Origin of the sequence: Modestobacter sp. NPDC049651 (genome assembly GCF_040659695.1) — a bacterium.
Lineage (GTDB): Bacteria > Actinomycetota > Actinomycetes > Mycobacteriales > Geodermatophilaceae > Modestobacter.
Genome location: NZ_JBFAOG010000009.1, coordinates 133,205 through 154,080, shown reverse-complemented (window position 1 = coordinate 154,080; position 20,876 = coordinate 133,205). Strand labels below are relative to the sequence as shown.

19 protein-coding genes are annotated in these 20,876 nt (G+C 75.6%); 9 read left to right on the top strand and 10 right to left on the bottom strand.

The features are described 5' to 3' along the window. Positions 1 to 27 precede the first annotated feature (27 nt). Both AB0J00_RS14390 and AB0J00_RS14385 read left to right on the top strand, forming a co-directional pair. Entirely contained in the window at positions 28 to 420 is a 393-nt protein-coding gene (locus tag AB0J00_RS14390) for a DUF485 domain-containing protein (protein WP_357745543.1), read from the top strand. After that, positions 413 to 2,050, top strand: coding sequence for a cation acetate symporter (locus tag AB0J00_RS14385; RefSeq protein WP_357745540.1), 1,638 nt, complete (start codon positions 413 to 415; stop codon positions 2,048 to 2,050). Before AB0J00_RS14390 ends, AB0J00_RS14385 begins: the two co-directional genes overlap by 8 nt. 109 nt (positions 2,051 to 2,159) lie before the next feature. Here AB0J00_RS14385 and AB0J00_RS14380 read toward each other — a convergent pair whose 3' ends face one another. The 3 genes from AB0J00_RS14380 to AB0J00_RS14370 all read right to left on the bottom strand — a co-directional run bounded on the left by AB0J00_RS14380 (position 2,160) and on the right by AB0J00_RS14370 (position 4,445). Then, the gene (locus tag AB0J00_RS14380) at positions 2,160 to 2,444 is read right to left on the bottom strand and encodes a hypothetical protein (protein ID WP_357745537.1); all 285 of its coding nucleotides are present in this window, start codon (positions 2,442 to 2,444) and stop codon (positions 2,160 to 2,162) included. Between the two features lie 118 nt (positions 2,445 to 2,562). Continuing rightward, positions 2,563 to 3,426: a manganese catalase family protein gene (locus AB0J00_RS14375; protein WP_357745534.1), complete on the bottom strand. Its 864-nt coding sequence runs from the start codon at positions 3,424 to 3,426 to the stop codon at positions 2,563 to 2,565. Positions 3,427 to 3,551: 125 nt separating this feature from the next. Next, entirely contained in the window at positions 3,552 to 4,445 is an 894-nt protein-coding gene (locus tag AB0J00_RS14370) for a LysR family transcriptional regulator (protein WP_357745532.1), read from the bottom strand. 89 nt (positions 4,446 to 4,534) lie between these two features. Between AB0J00_RS14370 and AB0J00_RS14365 the strand changes: the two genes are divergently transcribed. Beyond that, a complete protein-coding gene (locus tag AB0J00_RS14365) occupies positions 4,535 to 5,446 on the top strand; it encodes an EamA family transporter (protein ID WP_357745529.1) in 912 nt (303 codons plus the stop codon). Here the strand turns inward: AB0J00_RS14365 and AB0J00_RS14360 are convergent, their stop codons facing one another. Then, positions 5,447 to 6,166 (bottom strand): HAMP domain-containing sensor histidine kinase, encoded by a 720-nt coding sequence (locus tag AB0J00_RS14360; protein WP_357745526.1) that lies wholly within the window; start codon positions 6,164 to 6,166, stop codon positions 5,447 to 5,449. It abuts the gene before it with no gap. 120 nt (positions 6,167 to 6,286) lie between these two features. Here AB0J00_RS14360 and AB0J00_RS14355 point away from each other — a divergent pair, with 120 nt between their 5' ends. Next, positions 6,287 to 6,925, top strand: coding sequence for a response regulator transcription factor (locus tag AB0J00_RS14355; RefSeq protein ID WP_357745524.1), 639 nt, complete (start codon positions 6,287 to 6,289; stop codon positions 6,923 to 6,925). A gap of 125 nt (positions 6,926 to 7,050) precedes the next feature. Further along, positions 7,051 to 8,313, top strand: a complete 1,263-nt coding sequence (locus tag AB0J00_RS14350) for a glutamate mutase L (RefSeq protein ID WP_357745521.1) — start codon at positions 7,051 to 7,053, stop codon at positions 8,311 to 8,313. Here AB0J00_RS14350 and AB0J00_RS14345 read toward each other — a convergent pair. Next, positions 8,300 to 8,941: a hypothetical protein gene (locus AB0J00_RS14345; protein ID WP_357745519.1), complete on the bottom strand. Its 642-nt coding sequence runs from the start codon at positions 8,939 to 8,941 to the stop codon at positions 8,300 to 8,302. The two genes, AB0J00_RS14350 and AB0J00_RS14345, sit on opposite strands and share 14 nt — an antisense overlap. Positions 8,942 to 9,065: 124 nt before the next feature. On the opposite strand from AB0J00_RS14345, the gene AB0J00_RS14340 reads away from it, so the two are divergent. Next, a complete protein-coding gene (locus AB0J00_RS14340; RefSeq protein ID WP_357745518.1) occupies positions 9,066 to 9,302 on the top strand; it encodes a hypothetical protein in 237 nt (78 codons plus the stop codon). Positions 9,303 to 9,306: 4 nt separating this feature from the next. Here AB0J00_RS14340 and AB0J00_RS14335 read toward each other — a convergent pair whose 3' ends face one another. Then, positions 9,307 to 10,767: a PH domain-containing protein gene (locus tag AB0J00_RS14335; protein ID WP_357745515.1), complete on the bottom strand. Its 1,461-nt coding sequence runs from the start codon at positions 10,765 to 10,767 to the stop codon at positions 9,307 to 9,309. Then, positions 10,764 to 11,267 (bottom strand): PH domain-containing protein, encoded by a 504-nt coding sequence (locus AB0J00_RS14330; RefSeq protein WP_357745513.1) that lies wholly within the window; start codon positions 11,265 to 11,267, stop codon positions 10,764 to 10,766. Before AB0J00_RS14330 ends, AB0J00_RS14335 begins: the two co-directional genes overlap by 4 nt. Before the next feature lie 50 nt (positions 11,268 to 11,317). On the opposite strand from AB0J00_RS14330, the gene AB0J00_RS14325 reads away from it, so the two are divergent. Further along, entirely contained in the window at positions 11,318 to 11,647 is a 330-nt protein-coding gene (locus AB0J00_RS14325; protein WP_357745608.1) for a rhodanese-like domain-containing protein, read from the top strand. 53 nt (positions 11,648 to 11,700) lie between these two features. On the opposite strand, the gene AB0J00_RS14320 is transcribed toward AB0J00_RS14325, so the two are convergent. Both AB0J00_RS14320 and AB0J00_RS14315 read right to left on the bottom strand, forming a co-directional pair. Then, positions 11,701 to 12,978 carry a hypothetical protein gene (locus AB0J00_RS14320; protein WP_357745510.1) on the bottom strand — a complete coding sequence of 426 codons (1,278 nt, stop codon included), beginning with the start codon at positions 12,976 to 12,978 and terminating at the stop codon, positions 11,701 to 11,703. 105 nt (positions 12,979 to 13,083) lie between these two features. Then, the gene (locus tag AB0J00_RS14315; protein ID WP_357745507.1) at positions 13,084 to 14,700 is read right to left on the bottom strand and encodes a long-chain fatty acid--CoA ligase; all 1,617 of its coding nucleotides are present in this window, start codon (positions 14,698 to 14,700) and stop codon (positions 13,084 to 13,086) included. Between the two features lie 115 nt (positions 14,701 to 14,815). On the opposite strand from AB0J00_RS14315, the gene AB0J00_RS14310 reads away from it, so the two are divergent. Together AB0J00_RS14310 and AB0J00_RS14305 are read left to right on the top strand one after the other, a co-directional pair. Next, complete coding sequence (locus tag AB0J00_RS14310) at positions 14,816 to 17,482, top strand: bifunctional diguanylate cyclase/phosphodiesterase (RefSeq protein WP_357745504.1); 2,667 nt, start codon at positions 14,816 to 14,818, stop codon at positions 17,480 to 17,482. Between the two features lie 33 nt (positions 17,483 to 17,515). Continuing rightward, entirely contained in the window at positions 17,516 to 18,901 is a 1,386-nt protein-coding gene (locus tag AB0J00_RS14305) for a cellulase family glycosylhydrolase (RefSeq protein WP_357745502.1), read from the top strand. A gap of 46 nt (positions 18,902 to 18,947) precedes the next feature. Here the strand turns inward: AB0J00_RS14305 and AB0J00_RS14300 are convergent, their stop codons facing one another. Next, the gene (locus AB0J00_RS14300) at positions 18,948 to 20,534 is read right to left on the bottom strand and encodes a tannase/feruloyl esterase family alpha/beta hydrolase (protein WP_357745499.1); all 1,587 of its coding nucleotides are present in this window, start codon (positions 20,532 to 20,534) and stop codon (positions 18,948 to 18,950) included. Positions 20,535 to 20,876: the final 342 nt, after the last annotated feature.

Sequence of the window (20,876 nt, the reverse complement as noted above, 5' to 3'; positions counted from 1 at the left end):
TCAGGCCACGCACAGTGAGGTGCTCTCGTGACCCAACCGCCCGACCGCCGGCTCCTCTCGCCGGAGGAGTACCGGCAGGCCCAGGACTCGCCCGAGTTCTCGGAACTGCGCCGCCGCTTCCGCAGCTTCGCCGTCCCGATGACCGTCGCCTTCCTCGTCTGGTACCTGCTCTACGTCCTGCTCTCCACGTACGCGCACGGCTTCATGTCGACCGAAGTGTTCGGCAACGTCAACATCGGCCTGCTCTTCGGGCTGCTCCAGTTCGTCTCGACGTTCCTGATCACCCAGCTCTACGTGCGGCACGCCGGCCGCAGCACCGACCCGATCGCCGACGAGATGCGCGAGCGCCTCGAGGCCCACGAGTTCGCCGGCCGGCCGGCCGCGGACGTCCCCGGCAACGAGGAGACCACCCGTGCCTGACGTGCGCGCCGCCGACGCCGGCACCATCGGCGAACCGGCGATCAACATCTCCATCTTCGCCGTGTTCGTGCTGATCACCCTGGTCATCACCTTCCGCGCGAGCCGGAACAACAAGAGCGCCGCCGACTTCTACGCGGCCGGGCGCAACATCTCCGGCACCCAGAACGGCCTGGCGATCTCCGGCGACTACCTGTCGGCGGCGTCCTTCCTCGGCATCGCCGGGGCGATCGCCGTCTACGGGTACGACGGTTTCCTCTACTCGATCGGCTTCCTGGTGGCGTGGCTGGTCGCGCTGCTGCTGGTCGCCGAGCTGATGCGCAACACCGCCCGGTTCACGATGGCCGACGTGCTGGCCTTCCGGATGCGGCAGGGGCCGGTGCGCACCGCGGCGGCCTTCTCCACGCTGGTGGTGTCGCTGTTCTACCTGCTCGCGCAGATGGCCGGCGCCGGCGGGCTGGTCACCCTGCTGCTGGGCGTCAGCGGGGAGGCGGCCCAGGCGATCGTCGTCGTCATCGTCGGCGCGCTGATGATCTTCTACGTGCTCGTGGGCGGCATGCGCGGCACCACGTACGTGCAGATGATCAAAGCCGCGCTGCTGATCGCCGGTGCCCTGGTGATGACCGTGTGGGTGCTCGGCAAGTACGGGTTCAACCTGTCGTCGCTGATCGGCGGCGCGATCGACCGGGGCGGCCAGGCCGTCGCGGAGCCCGGCGCGCAGTACGGCCTCTCCAACGCGACCAAGCTCGACTTCATCTCGCTGGGGCTGGCCCTGGTGCTGGGCACCGCGGGCCTCCCGCACGTGCTGATGCGCTTCTACACCGTCCCGACGGCCAAGGACGCCCGTCGCTCGGTGGTCTGGGCGATCTGGCTGATCGGCGCGTTCTACCTGTTCAGCCTGGTGATCGGCTACGGCGCGGGGGCGCTGGTCGGCAAGGAGCGGATCCTCGGCGCACCCGGCGCGGTGAACTCCGCCGCCCCGCTGCTGGCCTTCGAGCTCGGCGGGACCGTGCTGCTGGGCATCATCGCCGGCGTCGCGTTCGCCACCATCCTCGCGGTGGTCGCGGGCCTGACCATCACGGCGTCGGCGTCCTTCGCCCACGACGTCTACGCGTCGGTGATCAAGAAGGGGCAGGTCCGGCCGAACGCCGAGGTGCGGGTCGCCCGGCTGACCGCGGTGGTGATCGGCGCGATCTCCATCGGGCTGGGCATCCTGGCGCTGCAGGCGGGCCTCAACGTCGCCTTCCTGGTGGCGCTGGCCTTCGCGATCGCGGCGTCGGCGAACCTGCCGACGATCCTCTACACGCTGTTCTGGAAGGGGTTCACCACCCGGGGCGCGCTGTGGTCGATCTACGGCGGGCTGGTCTCCTCGCTGGTGCTGATCCTGTTCTCCCCGGTGGTCTCCGGGGCGGCGGTCAACCCGGCGACCGGGAAGAGCACGTCGCTGATCCAGGACGTGGACTTCCACTGGTTCCCGCTGAACAACCCCGGCCTGGTGTCCATCCCGCTGTCGTTCCTCCTGGGCTGGCTGGGGACCAAGCTGTCCAAGGAGCGCCCGGACGCCGACAAGTACGCCGAGCTGGAGGTGCGTTCGCTCACCGGCATCGGCGCGGAGAAGGCCGTCCAGCACTGAGAGGACCCCGTCCTCCTCACCCCTCGCGAGCTCGGGGCGAGCCTCTGGACGGGGCCGGAACAGCACTGCGCGAGGCGCGTCCCTGCTGGGGGCGCGCCTCGCGTGCGGTTCAGGCCGCGGTGGCGGGGGCCGGGGCGGCGACCTCGGGCACGGCGACGGTGTCGACGGCGGTGCTCGCCGCGGCGACGGCGGCGGCGGTGGACCGGCGGCGCCGGACCAGCAGGCGGGCGGTCAGGCCGGCGAGCACGACCAGCCCGGCGACGGCGCGCTCGCCGGGCGCGGTCACGGCGACGGCGAGCGCGGCGAGGTAGACGGCGGCCAGCAGCGCGGCCGCGACGGGGACCCGGTGGACGGCGGGCAGGTGCCGCACCGCCGGGGAGGGCGTCAGGTGCACGACGAGGTCCTTTCCCAGGGAGGAGGGGCGCCCGCTGTGCCGGCGTCCCGGTCCGGGTGCGGCGGACCAGGGCGCCGGCACGGCGACGGCGCTTCGGTGGTGCAGGGAGCGGGCTGCGCTACTTGATGGCGTCCTTGGCCTTCTGCAGCAGGCCGGTGACCTCGGTCTGCGGGGTGCCGTACAGGCGCGGGTCGCCCGGCGGCAGGATCGGCGCGTCGGCGTTGGCGGCGATCGGCGCGGCCCGGAACACGTTGTCCGTGCCGTCGAGGGCCGGGCCGCTGGCCCAGCGGCCGTTGGCCGCCTCGGGGCCGTCGGAGGCGTCGATGAAGGTGTAGGCGAACTCCGGCAGCTCCTCCTCCAGCGGGAAGGCCTCGGGCACCGGCAGCCCCTCGAGGCCGTCCTCCTTGAGCTGCTCCATCGCGGCCAGCCACTGCTGCTGGTGGTAGTGGTCGCGGGTGAGCAGGAAGCGGAGCAGGTCCTTGACGCCGTGGTCGTCGGTCATGTTCCACAGGCGGGCGACCTGCAGCCGGCCCTGCATCTCGGCGGTGGCGTTGTAGGAGAAGTCGGCCATCAGGTTGCCGCTGGCGGTCACGTAGGCGCCGGTCCAGGGGTTGCCCATGCTGTCCATGTAGGACGCGCCGCCGCCGTTGGCGATCGGGTGCTGCGGGTTGTGCTGCCCGTAGCCCGCCGCGGCCTCCTTGGTGCGGTCGGCGGCGTCCGGCTTGAGCGGCATGTGGTCCAGCAGCCGGTCGATCATCGTCACGATCATCTCGACGTGCGCGAGCTCCTCGGTGCCGATGGCCAGGAGCAGGTCCTTGTACTTGCCGGGCAGGCGGCAGTTCCAGCCCTGGAGCAGGTACTGGGTGGCGACGGTCATCTCGCCCCACTGGCCGCCGAGCACCTCCTGCATCTTGCGGGCGAAGTCGGGGTCCGGAGCGTCCGGCTTGGCCTCGTACTGCAGGGCGTGGGTGTGCGTGAACACGGGGTCTCCCTGGGATCTGGTGTCTGCGTCGGTCGCCGTCGCCGCCGGTGCGGTGACACCAGGGGGATCCCCACCCGCGGTGTCACCCCCGTGCCGTCCGGTGGCCCGCAGGGGCCGACCTCGCGTCAGCCGGGCAGCGCGGTCCGCAGCGCGTCCCGGAACGCCCGGACGGCGGGGTGGCCCGCGGTGCCCGACCGGACGCCGGTGTAGAGCCGCCGGGTGGGCCGGCCGGGCAGCTCGACCAGCCGGACCGCGGCCGGCCGCGCGGTGAGCAGCAGGTCGGGCAGCAGGGTGACCGCGTGCCCGGTCTCGACCAGGTGCATGTTCAGCAGGTAGTCGGGGCTCTCGAACCGGACGTCGGGGTCGAAGCCCGCCGCCCGGCACAGGCTGCGCGCCCACGCGCCGGCGGCGGTGCCGGCCGGGTCGAACGCCCACGGCTCGGCGGCCAGGTCGGCCAGCTCCACCGGCCCCGCGCCGAACCGGCCGGTCGGCGGCACGGCCAGCAGCATCTCGTCGTGGGCCAGGTCCTCCTCCGCGACCCCGGGCAGCGGGGTGCCCGGCTGCCCGGGGTACTCCTCGCCGAGCACCACGTCGAAGTCGTGCGCGAGCAGCCCGGCGAAGGCCGGCTCCGGCTCGCTCTGGGTGATCTCCACCCGGAGCCGGGGGTGCTGCCCGGCCAGCCGGCTGAGCGCATCGGGCACCAGCGTGAGCAGCACGGTCTGGAACGACGCCACCCGCAGCCGGCCGGTGACCTCGGTGAGCGAGGCGGCGAGCTCGGCCTCGGCCAGCTCGAGCCGCTCGAGCACCACGTCGGCGTGGCCGACCAGGATCCGGGCCTGCTCGGTCAGCCGCACCCCGCGGCCCACCCGCTCGAGCAGCCGCACGCCGGTCTCGGCCTCCAGCTGGGACAGCTGCTGGGAGATGGCCGAGGGGCTGTACGAGAGCGCGCGGGCGACCTCGGCGAGGGTCCCGCGGCGGTGCAGCTCGCGCAGTAGGCGCAACCGGTGGACGTCGAGCACGGCGGTACCCCCATTCGTCAGCTGAGCTGACGATTGCGGCCCAGGATGATTCGCTGGACGACAGTGTGCCGCGCAACGACGCTCGTCGGGTGCACGCAGCCCCCGCCGTCAGCAGCCCCCGCACCGGCCCGGCGGTGCTGATGGTGCTCGGCTCGTGCACGTCCCTGCAGGTCGGGGCCGCGTTCGCCGCGCAGCTGTTCCCGCGGGTGGGGCCGGCCGGCGCCAGCCTGCTGCGGCTGGGCCTCGCCGCGCTGGTGCTGCTCGCGCTGGCCCGCCCCCGGCTGGGCAGCTGGACCCGCAGGCAGTGGACCGCCGTGCTGGCCTTCGGCGGCTCGCTGGTCGGCATGAACGGTGCCTTCTACGCCGCGATCGACCGCATCCCGCTCGGCACCGCGGTCACCGTGGAGTTCCTCGGCCCGCTGGTGCTCGCCGCCGTCCAGTCCCGGCGGCTGCGCGACCTCAGCTGGGTGGCGCTGGCCGCGGCCGGCGTGGCGGTGCTCGGGCTGACCGACGGCGGTGCGGGCGGCGGGCTCGACCCGGTCGGCGTCGTCTTCGCCCTGGTCGCCGGCGTCTTCTGGGCGCTGTACATCCTGGCCAGCGCCCGGGTCGGCGCCGCGGTGCCCGGGCAGGGCGGGCTGGCCGTGGCGATGGGCGTCGCCGCCCTGCTGCTGGTCCCGCTGGGCGCCACCGGTGCCGCCCACCTGAGCGCGGCGCCGCACCTGGTGGTGGTCGCGGTGACGATGGCGGTGCTGGCCTCGGTGGTGCCCTACTCCCTGGAGCTCGCGGCGCTGCGCCGGCTGCCCACCCGGGTGTTCGGCGTGCTGCTCAGCCTGGAGCCCGCCGTCGCCACGCTCGCCGGTTGGCTGATGCTCGGCCAGGGGATCGGCCCGGTGGGGCTGGTCGCGATCGGCCTGGTCGTGCTGGCGAGCGTCGGCTCGACGCTGTCGGCCCGCCCCGCCCCCACCGCCCGGCAGGTGGAACCCGAGCCGCTGCCCGCCTGATCACCGGTCGGGGAGCCGCACGTACAGGGTGAAGGCGCCGTCGCCGCTCTCGGACCAGGCCAGCCGCCCGCCCAGCTCCGCGGTCTGCCGCTGCACCGACCAGAGCCCCAGGCCGGTGAGGTCCGGCGGCGGGGTGGCCCGGTTGAGGTGCCCGAGCACCCGCTCGGCCGGGACGCCGGCCTGGGTGACCGCCAGCTGCACCCAGCCGGCGGACCGCTGCGCGCGGAGCCGCACCGGCGCACCCGCCCCGTGCCGGTGGGCGTTCTCCAGCAGGTTGGTGAGGATCCGCTGCACCCGGGCGTCGGCGACCTCGACGTCCCCGACGTCGCCGTCCAGCTCGACGGTCAGCTGCGCGGCCGGCAGGCCGCACGCGCCGGCCGACGCGCGGACGACGTCCACCAGCCGGCGCAGGCTCCGGCGCGGGACCGCGCCCCCGGTGGCGTCGGCGGTGCGCAGCATCGACGACAGGTGCTGCGCCTGCGCCCGGGCGAGCTCCAGCAGCTCGTCCGCCGACCGCCCGCCGTCGTTGTCCAGCCGGTCGAGGACCGCCTCCAGCGAGGCCAGCGGCGTGCGCATGTCGTGGCAGAGCGCCCGCACGAGGGCGTCGCCGGTCTCGACCTCGGCCGGGGCCGGGCGGGGCAGCCGGCTGCGGACGGCGCGCAGCAGGCCGGTGAGGCGGTTCGGGAACGCGGTGGTCCGGGTGTCGGCAGCGAGGGTCACGGGCACCTCCGGGGGCGCGACCGGTCAGCCACGCCGCGCGCAACCGACCGAGGGAGTGATGTGGAGGGAACCGACGCAGGTGCCGGGGCTGGGCACCGTCCGCCGGTCGACGTGGTGGTCGTGGACGACCACCCGCTGTTCAGCCGGGGCCTGTCGTTGCTGCTCCCGCCGGAGAGCGGCGGCCGGGTGCGGGTGGTCGCGACGACGGAGGACGCGTCCGCCGCCGCCGCGCTCGTGCTGCGCAACCACGCGGACGTGGCGGTGGTCGACCTGCACATGCCGCCGCCCGGGGGCACCAGGGCGATCGCGGCGATCCGCCGGGCCGACCCGATGGTGCGGGTCGTCGCGCTGTCCGGGCTCGCCGAGGCCGACGCCGCGCTGGAGGCGCTGCGCGCCGGGGCGAGCGCGTTCCTGCCCAAGACCACGTCGCCGGAGGCGCTGGTGCGGCCGCTGCTGGCGGTGCTCGACGGCTGGTCGGTCCTGCCGGAGTCGCTGCTGCGGCAGCTGCTGGCGGATGCCGCGCCCAGCGAGGACCAGGGCGTCGTCGGCCGGCTCTCGGCCGACGAGCGGCGGCTGTGGCGGCTGGTGGCGGCCGGCACGAGCACCGTCGACATCGCCACGACGCTGCACGTCTCGGAGCGGACCGTGAAGCGGCTGGTGGCCAACCTGCTGCGCCAGCTCAAGGTGGCCACGCGGGTCGAGGCGGCCGCGCTGGCCGGGCGGGTGGGCCTCGGCGAGGGCGACGCGGCGGTGCGCTGAGCAGGCGGGGGCATCGCGCACGACCTACCCGGCGTGCCGGGGCACACCCGCGGACCGGTCAGTTCCGTTCCGCCGGGAGGTCCGGTCGGGGCGGCGTCGCTCTGCGTGACGATTAGGTTGGGGCAGTGCCGACCACCGCCTGCGTCGACATCGGTTCGACCTGGACCAAGGCCGCGCTCGTCGAGCACGGCACCGGGCGGCTGCTGGCCACCCGGCAGGCGCCCACCACCCCGGACGACGTGGTGGCCGGCGTGCTCGCCGCCACCGACGGCTGGGCGGCGCCGGTGCGGGCCTGCTCCAGCGCCGGCGGCGGGCTGCGGCTGGCCGTCGTCGGCTACGAGGAGCTGATCAGCGCCGAGGCCGGGCACCGGGCCGCGCTGACCGCCGGCGCCCGCGTGGTGCACGTGGCCGCCGGCCGGCTGGACGCCGCCGCGCTGGCCGCGCTGCACGCGGCGGCCCCGGACGTCGTCCTGCTGGTGGGTGGCACGGACGGCGGCGACGCGACCGTGCTGCGGGCCAACGCCGCCGCCCTCGCCGCCGCCGCCCCGGCCGACCCGGCGCGGTCCGTCCCGGTGGTGCTGGCCGGCAACGCCGCGGTGCGCGACGAGGTGGCGGCGGTGCTGCGGGCCGCCGGGCTTCCGGTGACCGCCACCGCGAACGTGCTGCCCGACATCGGCGAGCTGGACCCCGAGCCCGCCCGCGCCGCGATCCGGGAGGTCTTCCTCGCCCACGTCATCGGCGGCGACCGGCTGTCGGCCGACCCGCGGTTGCGGCAGTGGGTGCGCGCGGTGACCCCCGACGCGGTGCTCGCGGGGGTGGCGGTGCTGGCCGGGCTGCGCGCGGACGCCGACGTCCCCGGGGTGCTGGTGCTCGACGTGGGCGGTGCCACCACCGACGTGCACTGCGTGCCGGCCGCCGACGCCGAGCAGGCGACGCTCGCCCGCGCCGCGGTCGGGGTGCCCGCCCGGCGGCGCACCGTCGAGGGCGACCTGGGGGTGGCGGCCAGCGCCGGCGCGCTGCGCGCCGCCGCGGCCGCCGAGGGGCTGGCCGTGCCGGGCGAGGACCCGCTGGCCCTGGGGGAGGCCGCCGCCGTGGTCGCGCTGCGCCGGCACCTGCGGGCCGAGGCCGGCTACGGGCCCGGCGGGGCCAGCGCCCGGGCGGTCGGCCTGGTCGTGCTGTCGGGCGGGGTGTTCCGGCACGGCGACCCGGCCGCGGTCGCCGCGGCAGTCGAGCGGGTGGCCGCGGACCGGGGCGGGGCCGGCGGCGTGCTGAGCGGCGCGCAGGTCACCGTCGACACCCGGTACGTGCTCGCGGCGGCGGGCCTGCTGGCCGGCGACGACCCGGCCGCGGCGGCGGGGGTGCTGGCGGAGCTGGTCAGCGCACGGTGAGCCCGGCGTGCGCGGCCAGCGCGGGGGCGAGCGCGGTGAGCTGCGCGGTGCTGATCGTGGCCCCGGCCAGCGCCGCCACGTCGTCCAGCCCGCCGAGGGCCGCGCCGCGCAGGTCGACCCCGCGGCAGCGGGCACCGGCGACGGTGAGCCGCTCGACGCTGCAGCCGACCAGCCGCACGTCGCGCAGGTCGGCCGCGGCGAGGTCGAGCTCGCCGACGGTGCAGCCGCGCAGCTCGACGTCGACCAGCCGGGCGCTGCCCAGGGCCAGCAGGTCGACCTTCACCCCGTCGAGCAGCACCCGGGTGAGCTCGCTGCCGTGCGCGGTCAGCGCGCCGAACCGGCCGCCGGTGACGACGACGTCCAGCAGCGTCGCGTCGGTCACCGACCACGCCGGGGCGTGCACGTCGGTGAGCAGGCAGCTGGTCAGCCGCGCCCCGTCGAACGGCACCGCGCCCAGGTCGCAGCCGGTGAGCTCGCACTCCAGGAAGCGCGCACCGGTGCCGTCGCCGGTCAGCTCCAGGTCGGTGAACCGCAGGCCGTCGGCGGGGCGGGCGGCGTCCACGTGCCCCGACGGGGCGTCGTCCAGGTCCGGCAGCAGCGCCTCGAGGGCGGCGGCGTCGAGGGGCACCGGGCCATCCTGGCCGACCCCGCCGTGTTGCGGGGGCGTCAAGAGTTCGTTCCGGTTCGTCGGCCGGGCGGAAGTCGGGCTCCCGCGGCGGGCTCCCACCCGTCACTCTGCTCCCATGGAGCTGGTGGGACGAACCGACTTCCGACCCGGGCAGGCGCGCCCGGCCTGGCCGCGGCGGCTGTGCCCCGAACCCGCCGTCGGGCAGGTGCACGCCGTCGAGTGGCACCGCAGCGAGGAGGAGCCGGCCGGGGAGCCGGAGCTGGCGGTGTGCGGGGCGATCGTCGCCGTCCGCGCCGGGAGCTTCCCCGACCCCGCCGGGCCCGCCTGCCCGGAGTGCGCGGAGGCGGTCGCCGCGGGCTGACCGGTCAGCGCTGCAGCGCGTCCGCCCAGCTGCCCGACGCCGCCCGGGCGAACCCGGCCACCTCGCCGGCCGCCATGTCGACGGCGGTGTAGCCGCCGGTACCCGCGCCCACGCACGCCTCGACGCTGGCCAGCCCGGACCACCGCTGGACGGCGCTCTGCCGCACCCGCCACCCCACGACGGCGCGGCGCTCGAGCAGCACGTGGGTGCGCACCAGCCAGCCGCCGCGCACCGCGAACGACCGCGGGCCGGCCGCGTGCCCGAGCGCGGCGTACCGGGCCAGCCCCAGCGGCACGCCGAGCGCGGTCAGCGCCGCGCCGGCCGCCAGCACCGGCCACCAGCCGAGCACGGCGGTGAGCACTCCCCCGGCGACCAGCACCGCCGCGCCCGGGGCCACCGCGCGCACCAGCCGGCGCCGCCGGGCGGCCGGCGGGTGCGCGGCCAGCGGGCCGGGGTCGGCGACCAGCCGGGTGGCCAGCGCGTACGCCACCGGCCGGGGGCCCAGCGGCAGCACCTGCCCGCGGCGGGCCGCGTCGCCGAGCCCGGTGACCAGCGCGGTGGTCCGGGCGGCGCGCACCAGCCGCATGCCGACGCCGTCGGTGACCGTGCAGCCGCGGATCCGGTCGATCTCCAGCTCGGTGTGCCGGCGGGTGAGCAGCCCGCGGGAGGCGATCAGCGAGCCGCCGCGGCGCACCACCCGGAACCGCCAGTTCACCAGCGCGCTGCCCACCACCGCGCCGACGGCCAGCACGACCACCGCCGCGACCAGCAGCCCCGCGACGAGGGCGCCGTCGGGCACACCGGGCCGGCCGACGCGCGGCTGCCAGCCCTCCGGCAGCTCGTCGAGCACCCGGAACAGCGCGCCGACCGCGGCCAGCGGCACGGCCAGGTAGCTGCCGACCAGCGGTGCGTAGAGCAGCCAGCGGTGGTCGAGCCGGGCGACCACCTCCTCCGGCGGCGGGGCGGGGACGGCGTCGTCCGCCGTGCTGCCGTCCGGCGCCGCTGACCGCCGGGCACCGAGCAGGTGCGCCCGCAGCCGGTCGCCCTCGGCCGGCCGGACGCCGTCGACGACGAGCTCCTCCTCCTGCCCGGGCCGGCCCCCGCCGCCGGCCGCGGCGTCGATGCGCACCCGCACCAGCCCGAACAGCCGGTGCAGCGGCGGCGCCTCCACCTCGACCCCGCGGATGCGGTCGTTGGGCACGGTGCGCACCGACCGGGACAGCAGCCCGCGGGTGACGACCACGGACGTCGGCCCGTCGGCGTAGCTGAACCGCCACCAGCCCACCAGCGCGGTGGCCAGCGACAGCGCGGTGACCGCCACGACCAGGGCGACGATGGTGCCCGGGCCGCCGTCGAACCCGCGGGTGGCCAGCACGAACAGCGCCAGCGGCACCCAGCTGCGGGCCTGCTTGAAGGTGATCGTGTGCACCAGCAGCACGAGCGGGGAGGTGCGCCGCGGGGTCACGTGGCCTCGTCCCGCACCTGCTCGGCGCGCAGCGTGAGGTCCTCGGCCACCCGGCGGGCGACGTCCACCTCGAGGTGCGGGATGCGCACGGTGCCCTGCGAGGACGCCGTCATCACCGCCACCGAGGCCAGCCCGAACACCTGCTGCACCACGCCGCGGGTGACGTCGACGGTCTGGATGCGGGCGATCGGCACCAGCGTCCACTCGCGGGTCAACCAGCCGGTGAGCGTGTAGACGGCGGCGCCGGTGACCTCCCAGCGGTGCACCCGGTAGCGCAGCTGGGGCCGCACCCCGACCGCCAGCGCGCCGTAGAGCACGACCGCGGCGAGCCCGACCCAGCGCAGCACCGGCACGGCGGCCGCGTCACCGGGCACCACCAGCCAGCACACCACCAGGACGACCGCCCAGAACAGCGTGCCGAGCGCCCCCTGGGTCACCCACAACCCGATCGCGCTGCGGGAGAGGGACCAGGCAGGGTCGCGCGCGGGGGCGGTGTTCATCGACCGCCATCCTGGCAGTGCGGGTCGGAGGCAGAATGGACGCCGTGACGATGCCGAACCAGGTCCCGACCGTTCCCGCCGCCGAGGTGCCCGAGGACGCCGTCGTGCTCGACGTCCGCGAGGACGACGAGTGGGTCGCCGGGCACATCGACGGCGCCACCCACATCCCGATGGGCGACGTGCCCGCCCGGCTCGACGAGCTGCCCGAGGCCGACCCGCTGTACGTGACCTGCCGCGGCGGCGGCCGCTCCGCGCGGGTGGCCGCGTGGCTGAACGCCAACGGCTACGACGCGGTCAACGTCGGCGGCGGCATGGGCGAGTGGGACGCCGCCGGCCGCCCGATGGTCAGCGAGACCGGCCAGCAGCCCTTCGTCCGCTGATGCGGGGCTGAGTGGGGTCCCAGCGCATCGACAGGCGAGCGCTGGGACTCCGCTCACGCGAGGAACGAGCTCCAGCCGCCGGGCGGGGCGGTGCCGGGGGTGAGGGTGCGCAGCTTCGCCAGGACGGCGGGGTCCTGCGCGTCCAGCCACGCCACGAGCTGGCGGAAGGACACCAGCCGGACGTCGGGCCGCCCGGCGATGGCGCGGACGGTGTCCTCGACGGCGTCCATGTAGATGCCGCCGTTCCACTGCTCGAAGTGGTTGCCGATGAACAGCGGCGCCCGGTTGCTGCCGTACGCGCGGTCGAACCCGGCCAGGTAGGCGTTCCGGGCCTGGGCGCGCCAGGTCGGGTACATCGCCGGGTCGCCGTGCATGTCCCCGTTGCTCTGCTTGTACATCAGGTTGTAGTCCATCGACAGCACGTGCCGGCTCTTGCCCGCGACGGCGTCGGGGAAGGGCAGCGCCTGCAGCGGGAGGTCCCAGAGGCCCTGGCGCTGGGTGGGCCAGATCTGCTGGCCGCCCGGCGAGCTGGCGTCGTACCTCCACCCCAGCCCGGCGGCGGTGGGCAGCAGCGCCTCCTGGCCCTCGAGGCACGGTGTCCGGCCGCCGATCAGCTCGACGTCGTAGTCGAACGGCAGCGCCGGGACGTCGGGGCGCCCCGCCAGGCCGGTGTTCGTCTTCCAGGTCTGCACGAACCGCTTGGCCTGCTCGATCTCGCTGGCCCAGTCGGCGGGTGACCAGCGGCCGACTCCGTCCGCGCCGCAGAAGTGGCCGTTGAAGTGGGTGCCGATCTCGTGCCCGTCCAGCCACGCGGCGCCGATCTCCCGCATCGTGGCGACCACCTCGTCGGTGGAGAGGAAGCCGATGTCCGAGGCGCCGACCGGGTGCTGCGGCGGGGCGTACTGCATCCGCTGCCCCGCGGGCAGCGCGTAGATGCCGCTGAGGAAGAAGGTCATCGCCGCACCGGTCTCGGCGGCCAGCGCGCGGAACCGGGGGAACAGCCCGGTGGAGAGGTTCGCCGCGCCGTCCCAGGAGAGGACGACGAACTGCGGCGGCGCCTGCCCGGGCACCAGCCGCTCGGGCACCGGCTGGTGCGGCTGCGGCCCGGTGTCGGAGGTCGACCCGTCGCCGACCAGCCGGACGGCGGGCGTCGCCGGTGCCGGTGGCGCCGGAGGAGGAGCCGGGCTGGGTGGCGTGGTGCCGGCCGGCGGCGTCGCCCGCGCGGTCGGCCGGGCGGCGAACGAGGCGCACCCGGCCAGTCCGGCCGCCGCGGCCGTCCCCAGGAACGCCCGGCGGGTGACGGACCGGTCCCACCGCCCTCTGCTGGACATGCAGGGAGGCTAGGGACCCCGATCGGGACGCGCCGGGTCCCGCGCCCGGCGTGTCGCCCAGGTGGAGTGGACCCGTCGAGGTCACCTCGACGGGTCCACCCCGCCTCAGCCCCTCGCCGGGTACTCCGCGAAGCGGCTGCGCAGGTCCTTCTTGCTGAACTTGCCGACGCTGGTCTTGGGGACCTCGTCGATGAACTCGACCGCGTCGGGCACCCACCACTTGGCCACCAGCGGCCGCAGGTGGTCGAGGATCTCCGCCTCGGTGGCGGTCGCGCCGGGCTTGAGCACCACGCAGGCCAGCGGCCGCTCGTCCCACTTCGGGTGCGGCACCGCGACGACCGCGGCCTCGGCGACCGCCGGGTGGCTCATGATCGCGTTCTCCAGGTCGACCGAGGAGATCCACTCGCCGCCGGACTTGATGAGGTCCTTGGTGCGGTCGGCGATCCGGATGTTGCCGAACTCGTCGAGCGCGGCGACGTCGCCGGTCTTCATCCAGCCGTCGGAGGTCGTCAGCTCCGCGCCGGCGTCCGGGTTGTAGTACTCCGACGCGCACCACGGCCCGCGGACCTGCAGCTCGCCGGTGGCCACGTCGTCCCAGGGCAGCTCGTCGGTGGTGCCGGCCTCGACGATGCGCGCCTCCAGGCCGAACAGCGGCAGCCCGGCGCGGGCCCGCTGGTCGGCCCTGGTGTCCTCGTCGGCGTCCGCGTACCGGGCGGCCAGCGTGCCGCCGGAGGCGACCGGGTGGGTCTCGGTCATGCCCCAGGCCTGGTAGATCGGCAGCCCGACCTGCTCCCGGTAGGCCTCGCTCAGCGCGCGGGGCACCGCCGATCCGCCGCAGCCGATCTTGCGCAGCCGGTGCGGGCGGCCCGCGAGGTGGGGGAGCACGCCCTGCCAGATGGTGGGCACCCCGGCGGTGAAGGTGACGCCCTCCTCGACGATCAGGTCGGCGAGCGCCGGCGGCTGCATCATCGGGCCGGGGAACACCATCGCCGCCCCCGCGGCCGGCGCGGCCTGGGCGATGCCCCAGGCGTTGGCGTGGAACATCGGGACGACGGGCATCGCGACGTCCTCCACCCCGATGCCGAAGCCGTTCGGGCTGATCACCGCCATCGTGTGCAGCACCGTCGAGCGGTGGCTGTAGACGACGCCCTTCGGGTTGCCGGTGGTGCCGCTCGTGTAGCACATCGACGCGGCCTGGCGTTCGTCGTCGACCCGGAACTCCACGGGCGAGGCGTCGGCCAGCAGCGCCTCGTAGTCGAGCACCCGCGGGTCGTCGGGCACCTCGGCGGTGCCGCCGTCGTCCATGACCACCACGTGGTGGACGGTCTTCATCGACTCCAGCAGCGGCCAGAGCACGGGCAGCACCGAGCGGTCGACGAACACGACCTCGTCCTCGGCGTGGTTGGCGATGTAGGTCAGCTGCTCGGGGAACAGCCGGATGTTGAGCGTGTGCAGCACCCGGCCGGTGCACGGCGCGGCGAAGTACAGCTCCAGGTGGCGCTGGCTGTTCCAGCCGAAGGTGCCCACCCGGCCGTCGGCGGTGACGCCGAGCGTGTCGAGCACGCCGCCCAGCCGGCGGGTGCGGTCGGCCCACTCCGCGTAGGTCGACCGGGTCCGGCCGGTGGGCCCGTCGGTGACGATCGGGACGTCGCCGTGGTGCTGCTCGGCGTGCCGGAAGATCGTGTCGATCGTGAGGGGGGTGTCCTGCATCAGCCCGCGCATGCCGCGATGGTGCCAGTGACCGGGCTCACCTTCCACCGCCCCGGGGATCACCCGATCGGGGGTGGCCGCGGTCACCGCCGGTGCTCCGGCGCCGCCCGCCCGCCGATGCGGGGGCGTGACCTCCGTCCGGGCCCTCCCGCTGTGGTGCCACCTGACCGCCCTCGTGCTCCTCCCGCTGACCGGGGTGGGCGCGCTGACCGCGACCACGGTGCTCTCCGAGGTGCGCCAGGCGGCGAGCGCCGAGGCGGCGGCCGACGCGGTGTCCGCGTTCGGCCGGCTGACGACCCTCAGCAGCGCCGTCCAGCAGCAGATCGTGCCGACCCTCGCCCTGGCGGTGGTCAGCACGCCGGCCATCGCGGTGCAGTTCGGCCTCACCGACGTCCAGGGGCAGCTGGCGCAGGCGCAGCTGATGCCGCTGCTGGACGCCGACCGGGCAGGCACGAGCCGGGCGCTGGAGGCGGCGCGCCGCGACCCGGCCACCCGCGCGGTGGCCGAGCAGCTGGACGGCGAGCTCGCCCGGCTGAACCGGACCTCGGCCGGGGCCGCCCTGCGGGTCACCGACCTGGCCGGCGTCTACGCCGACTACACCGCCGTCGTCCGCCGCATCGACGCCGCGGCCGACGCGCAGACCGCCGCCGCCACCGGTGCGGACGTCAGCGGTCGGACCACCACCGCGATCGCCGACGTGACCCTGCTCGGCCGGCTGGTGCAGACCGCCGGCGACGAGATCCCCCAGTTCGTCGGCACCGTCATGCCCGGCACCGGCGGTGCCGGCACCGCGGGGCTGGAGGCGGCGCTGACCGCCCGGCTCGCCTACCAGCTGGCCGGGGACGAGGTCGCCGACCGGGTCACGTCCCCGGAGCTGAGCCGCGGTCTCGCCGCCGTCCGGGCCGGGGCGGCCAACCAGACCATCGAGGGCCTGGCCGGCGCGGCCGGTGCGACCGGCGCGACCCCGGGCATGCCGCAGGTGCTCGGCCTGCTCACCGCCGGTGACCAGCGCAACCAGGCCATCTCCGCGCTGCTCGACGCGGCCGTGACCCGGGCCGGGGCGGTCGCGACCGCGGACCGGGTGGCCGCGGAGCGCAGCCGCGACCGCAGCCTGGCCGGCGCGTTCGCGGTGCTCGCGCTCAGCCTCGCGGCAGGCGTCGCGCTGGGGCACCGGTTGTCACGCTCGCTGCGCGGGCTGGCCCGGGCGGCGGCGCAGATCAGCGAGGGCACGCTGGTCGACGTCACGGCGGCCGGCCCGCGCGAGGTGCGCACCGTGTCGGCCGCGCTGGGCGCGGCGGTGGCCAGCCTCCGCCGCATCCAGGACCAGGCCGGCGCCGTCGCCCGGGGCGACCTGGGCAACGCAGCGCTGCAGGAGCCGCTGCCCGGGCCGCTGGGCGCCGTCGTGCACGCCTCCGTCGAGCAGATCGTCCACTCGGTGCAGCGCAGCGAGCAGCTGCAGTTCGAGCTCGCCCACCAGGCGGCGCACGACGCGCTGACCGGCCTGCCCAACCGCGCGCAGGCGCTGCAGCTGGCCACGGGCGCGCTGCACCGCGGCCGTCGCACCGGCAGCGCGGTCGGCCTGCTGTTCATCGACCTCGACGGCTTCAAGGCCGTCAACGACCGGCTCGGCCACGCCGCCGGCGACGCCGTGCTGCAGGAGGTGGCCGGCCGGCTGTCGGCCGGGCTGCGCTCCGGCGACAGCGTCGCCCGCCTCGGCGGCGACGAGTTCGTCGCGGTCATCGAGCCGGTGGACGGCGACGAGGAGCTGCTGCACCTGGCGCACCGGCTGCTGGCGGCCGTCGCCGAGCCGATCAGCGTGCCCGGCCCCACCGGCGACCGCACCCAGGTGACCGTGGGGGCGAGCATCGGAGCCGCGGTCAGCGCCGACGGGGAGGTCGACAGCGCGACGCTGCTCGCCCAGGCCGACGCCGCGGCCTACCAGGCCAAGACGCACGGCCGCGGCCGGGTCGAGTTCTTCGACCAGCAGCTGCAGGCCCGGCTGACCGCCCGCGACGAGCTGGAGCGGGCGGTCTCCGCGGGGCTGGTCGCCGGCGAGTTCTTCCTGGTCTACCAACCGGTCGTCGACCTGCCCACCGGCCGGCTCACCGGCTTCGAGGCGCTGGTCCGCTGGCAGCGGCCCGGGCACGGGGTGGTCACCCCGGACGAGTTCATCGGGGTCGCGGAGCAGTCGACCCTGATCCGGGACCTGGACCGCTGGGTGCTCGGCGAGGCCACCCGCCAGCTCGCCCGGTGGCGCGCCGGGCAGGGCACCGCGGACGGCGCGCAGGCGCTGACGGTCGCCGTCAACCTGTCCGGGCGGCACCTGTCCGACCCGCGGGTGGCCGACGACGTCACCGAGGCGCTCACCGCCGCGGCCCTGCCGCCGTCCGCGCTGGTGCTGGAGGTGACCGAGACGGTGCTGGTGAGCAGCCCCACCGCCCTGGGTCAGCTCGACCAGCTCAAGGGGCTGGGCGTGGGCGTCGCCATCGACGACTTCGGCACCGGCTACACCTCGATCGGGCAGCTCCGGTCGATCCCCGTGGACACGGTGAAGATCGACCGCAGCTTCGTCGCGGCGGACGACCCGGCGTCCCACTCGCTGGTCACGCTGATGATCGAGGCCGCGCACACCTTCGGGCTGGACGTCGTCGCCGAGGGCGTGGAGACGACCGGGCACCTGGAGCAGCTGCGCGGCCAGCGGTGCGACCGGGTGCAGGGCTTCCTGCTCGCCCGGCCGCTGAGCGCCGAGGCCGCCGGCGACCTGCTGACCGAGCCGGTGCCTGCCGGGCGGTGAGCGGGCCCGGGCGCCCCCGGGCAGGATCGGGGCGTGACGGTTCCGCAGCAGGCGTTCCTCCGGGTCGACGGCGACCGGCTGACGACCCCCGACGGCAGCACCGTGGTGCTGCGCGGGCTGGGCCTCGGCGGCTGGCTGAACATGGAGAACTTCATCACCGGCTACCCGGGGACGGAGTCGCAGCAGCGCCGGGTGCTGCGCGCCGCGCTCGGCCAGGAGGGCTACGACGCCTTCTTCGACCGGTTCCTCGACGACTTCTTCACCGACGCGGACGCCGCGTTCCTCGCCTCGCTCGGGCTCAACTGCGTGCGCATCCCGTTCAGCTACCGGCACTTCGAGGACGACGCCCGGCCCGGGGAGCTCAAGGCCGAGGGGTTCCGCCGGCTGGACCAGGCGGTCGAGGCCTGCGCCCGGGCCGGGATCTGGTCGATCCTGGACCTGCACGCGCTGCCCGGGCACCAGAACCAGCACTGGCACAGCGACAACCCGACGCACTGGGCGCACTTCTGGACCCACCGCGACTTCCAGGACCGCGTCGTCCACCTGTGGGAGGCGCTGGCCGAGTACTACCGGGACAACCCCTGGGTCGCCGGCTACAACCCGATCAACGAACCCGCGGACGCGGTCGGGGAGACCCTCGGCCCCTACTACCGGCGGCTGGAGCAGGCGATCCGCGCCGTCGACCCGCACCACGTGCTGTTCCTCGACGGCAACCGCTACTCCACCCAGTTCGACCAGCTCGGCGAGCCGCTGCCGAACACCGTCTACACCGCGCACGACTACGCGCTGCCCGGCTTCGTCGACGGCGGCCCGTACCCGGGGGTGAGCCGCGGGGCGTTCGTCGACCGCGACGTGGTGGAGCGGACGTTCCTCGAGCGGACGGCGTACATGCGCGAGACCGGCACGCCGATCTGGGTCGGCGAGTTCGGGCCGGTCTACACCGGCGACCCGGAGCGGGACGCGATGCGGTTCCAGCTGCTGCGCGACCAGCTGGCGGTCTACCGCGAGCACGGCGCCAGCTGGGCGCTGTGGACCTACAAGGACATCGGCCTGCAGGGGCTGGTCACGGTGCCGCCGTCCTCGCCCTACCTGCAGCGGATCGCGCCGGTGCTGGAGAAGAAGGCGCGGCTGGGCGTCGACTCGTGGGGTTCGACGGACGCCGGGGTGCGTGACGTGCTGGGCCCGATCGAGGAGCTGTTCGCGAAGGAGTTCCCCGACTTCCAGCCCTACCCGTGGGGCCAGCACCGGTGGGTCCACGGGATCGTGCGGCACGTGCTGTTCGCCGAGGCGCTGGTCGGCGACTTCGGCAGGGCGTTCGAGGGCGTCGCCCCGGAGGAGGCCGCGGAGCTCGCCGGGTCGTTCGCGTTCGACCGCTGCGCCGTCCGGGAGCCGCTGGCCGAGATCCTGCGCGGCGCGTGAGCCGGGGTGCCGGCGGGACGGTCCCCGCCGGCACCCCGGTCCCCGGTCAGCGCTGCGCCGGTTCCAGCTCCGTCGCCCGCGCGCAGCGGTAGCTGCTCGCCTGCGCCGGGTCGCGGTGCCCGGTCAGCTGGGCCACCCGCGGGTAGGCGCACAGCGGCCGGGTCTGCACGACCTGCCCCTGCGCGTCCTTCTTCTCCGCGGTCAGCGTCTGGGGCGCCCTGCCGTGCTCGACCCAGTCGACCAGCGCGTCGAACTGGCCGGTCGGCTGCGGGCCGGCGCCGCCACCGCAGTGGCCGACGCCCGGGGCGAGGAACAGCCGCATGAACTGGTCGGTCTGGCCCTCGCCCAGCGTCTGCTGCACCCGCTCGTAGTAGTCGACCGTGCCCTGGAACGGGACGCCGAAGTCAGCGGCCCCGTGCCACAGCAGCGCCTTGCCGCCGTGCCCGGCGAACTCCGACAGGTCGGGGTCGTCGGCGGACAGCACGGACGTGTACATCTCGATCGACTGCGAGAAGAACTGCTCGAAGCCCGCGTAGGTGAGCGTCCGCCAGTCCCAGTTGCGGTCCTGCGCCAGGAACAGCCCGATCCACCACAGGTCGTACTGGAAGGGCTTGCCGACCAGCCGACCGTCCTGCTCGACCACGTCGTTCAGCCCCGCGTACGGGGTGCCCGGCGCCTGGCCGTACCAGAGGAACTGCCCGTCCTGGGTGCGCGGCCCCTCGGCGATCTTCCGCATGACCTCGACGTCGCCGGCGGTGATGTCGCCGCACGGGGTCTTCGTGCCGACCAGGCTGCCCAGGTCGAACGAGCAGCCCAGCGGGTCACCGATCACGCCGTCGACGACGCCGTCCCCGACGGTGTCGCAGGCCTTGATCGTCGCGGCCAGCGCCGCCTCGAACTTGCACGGGGCGACCGGGTTGTCCTCCGCCAGCATCACGACCTGGCCCCACATCTGGCCGATCTGCATGCGGGAGAAGTTGACCACCGGGGCGCCGGCCAGCACGCCGTCGTAGTCCTCGGGGTACCGCTGGGCCTCCATCAGCCCCTGCCGGCCGCCGGTCGAGCAGCCGTTCCAGTACGAGTACTGCGGGTCGGTGCCGTAGAACGCCTTGATGACGGCCTTCGCGGTGACGGTCATGTCGTGCACGCCGCGGTAGCCGAAGTCCTGGATGGCGGGCCAGTTCAGCCGGCCCTCGGCGGTCAGCGCGAAGTCGGCGGTCGCGCCGGGGTGGCCGGCGTCGGTGGCCGCGGTGGCGTAGCCGTTGCGCAGCGGGGTGAGCAGCGACTCGACCGAGCCGCCGCTGAACCCGCCGCCGCCCATCGCCTGGAACCGGCCGTTCCAGCCCGACTGGGGGAGGTGCACCCAGACGGTCACCGCGTCGCCGGCCGGCGGGTGGGTGACGGTCAGGGTCACCCGGCAGGACGCCGGGGTGGTCGCGTCACCGGCGTCGGCGACGGCCGAGGTGACCGTCGTGCCGGGCAGGCCGAGCGCCCCGGTGGTCAGGTCGGCGCAGGCCACCACGGGTGCCGGGGGTGGTGGTGCCGCCGGTGGGGCCCCGTGCGGTGGCCCCGCCTGGGCCGCGGGCACGACCACCGCCCCCAGCCCGGCGGCCAGCACCGCCGTCACCGCCATCGTCCTGCTCCGCCGGCGCAACATCCCCCAGGACCTCATGCGGGTCCGCCCTTCGCTCGTCGTCGAGTCGGGTCGCGCGGCACCGTCCGGCGCGGCCCGCCGTTGCTGAGCGGGCCGGCGTCTGTGCGTGGACCAGGTGCCGGCTGGGGAATGGTTGCACCTCGCGTGTGACGTGGGGCACGTTCTTCCGGCTGGCGGACGACGTCAGCAGGCCGCCCGGACCGCCGAGACCAGGGCCCGCAGCACGTCGGACGGCGGGTGGGCGGCGCTGGGGCGCGCGCGAGCGGTCAGCTCCCACAACCCTGCACCCCGGGCGTCGGGGAGCAGCAGGGGTGATCACGG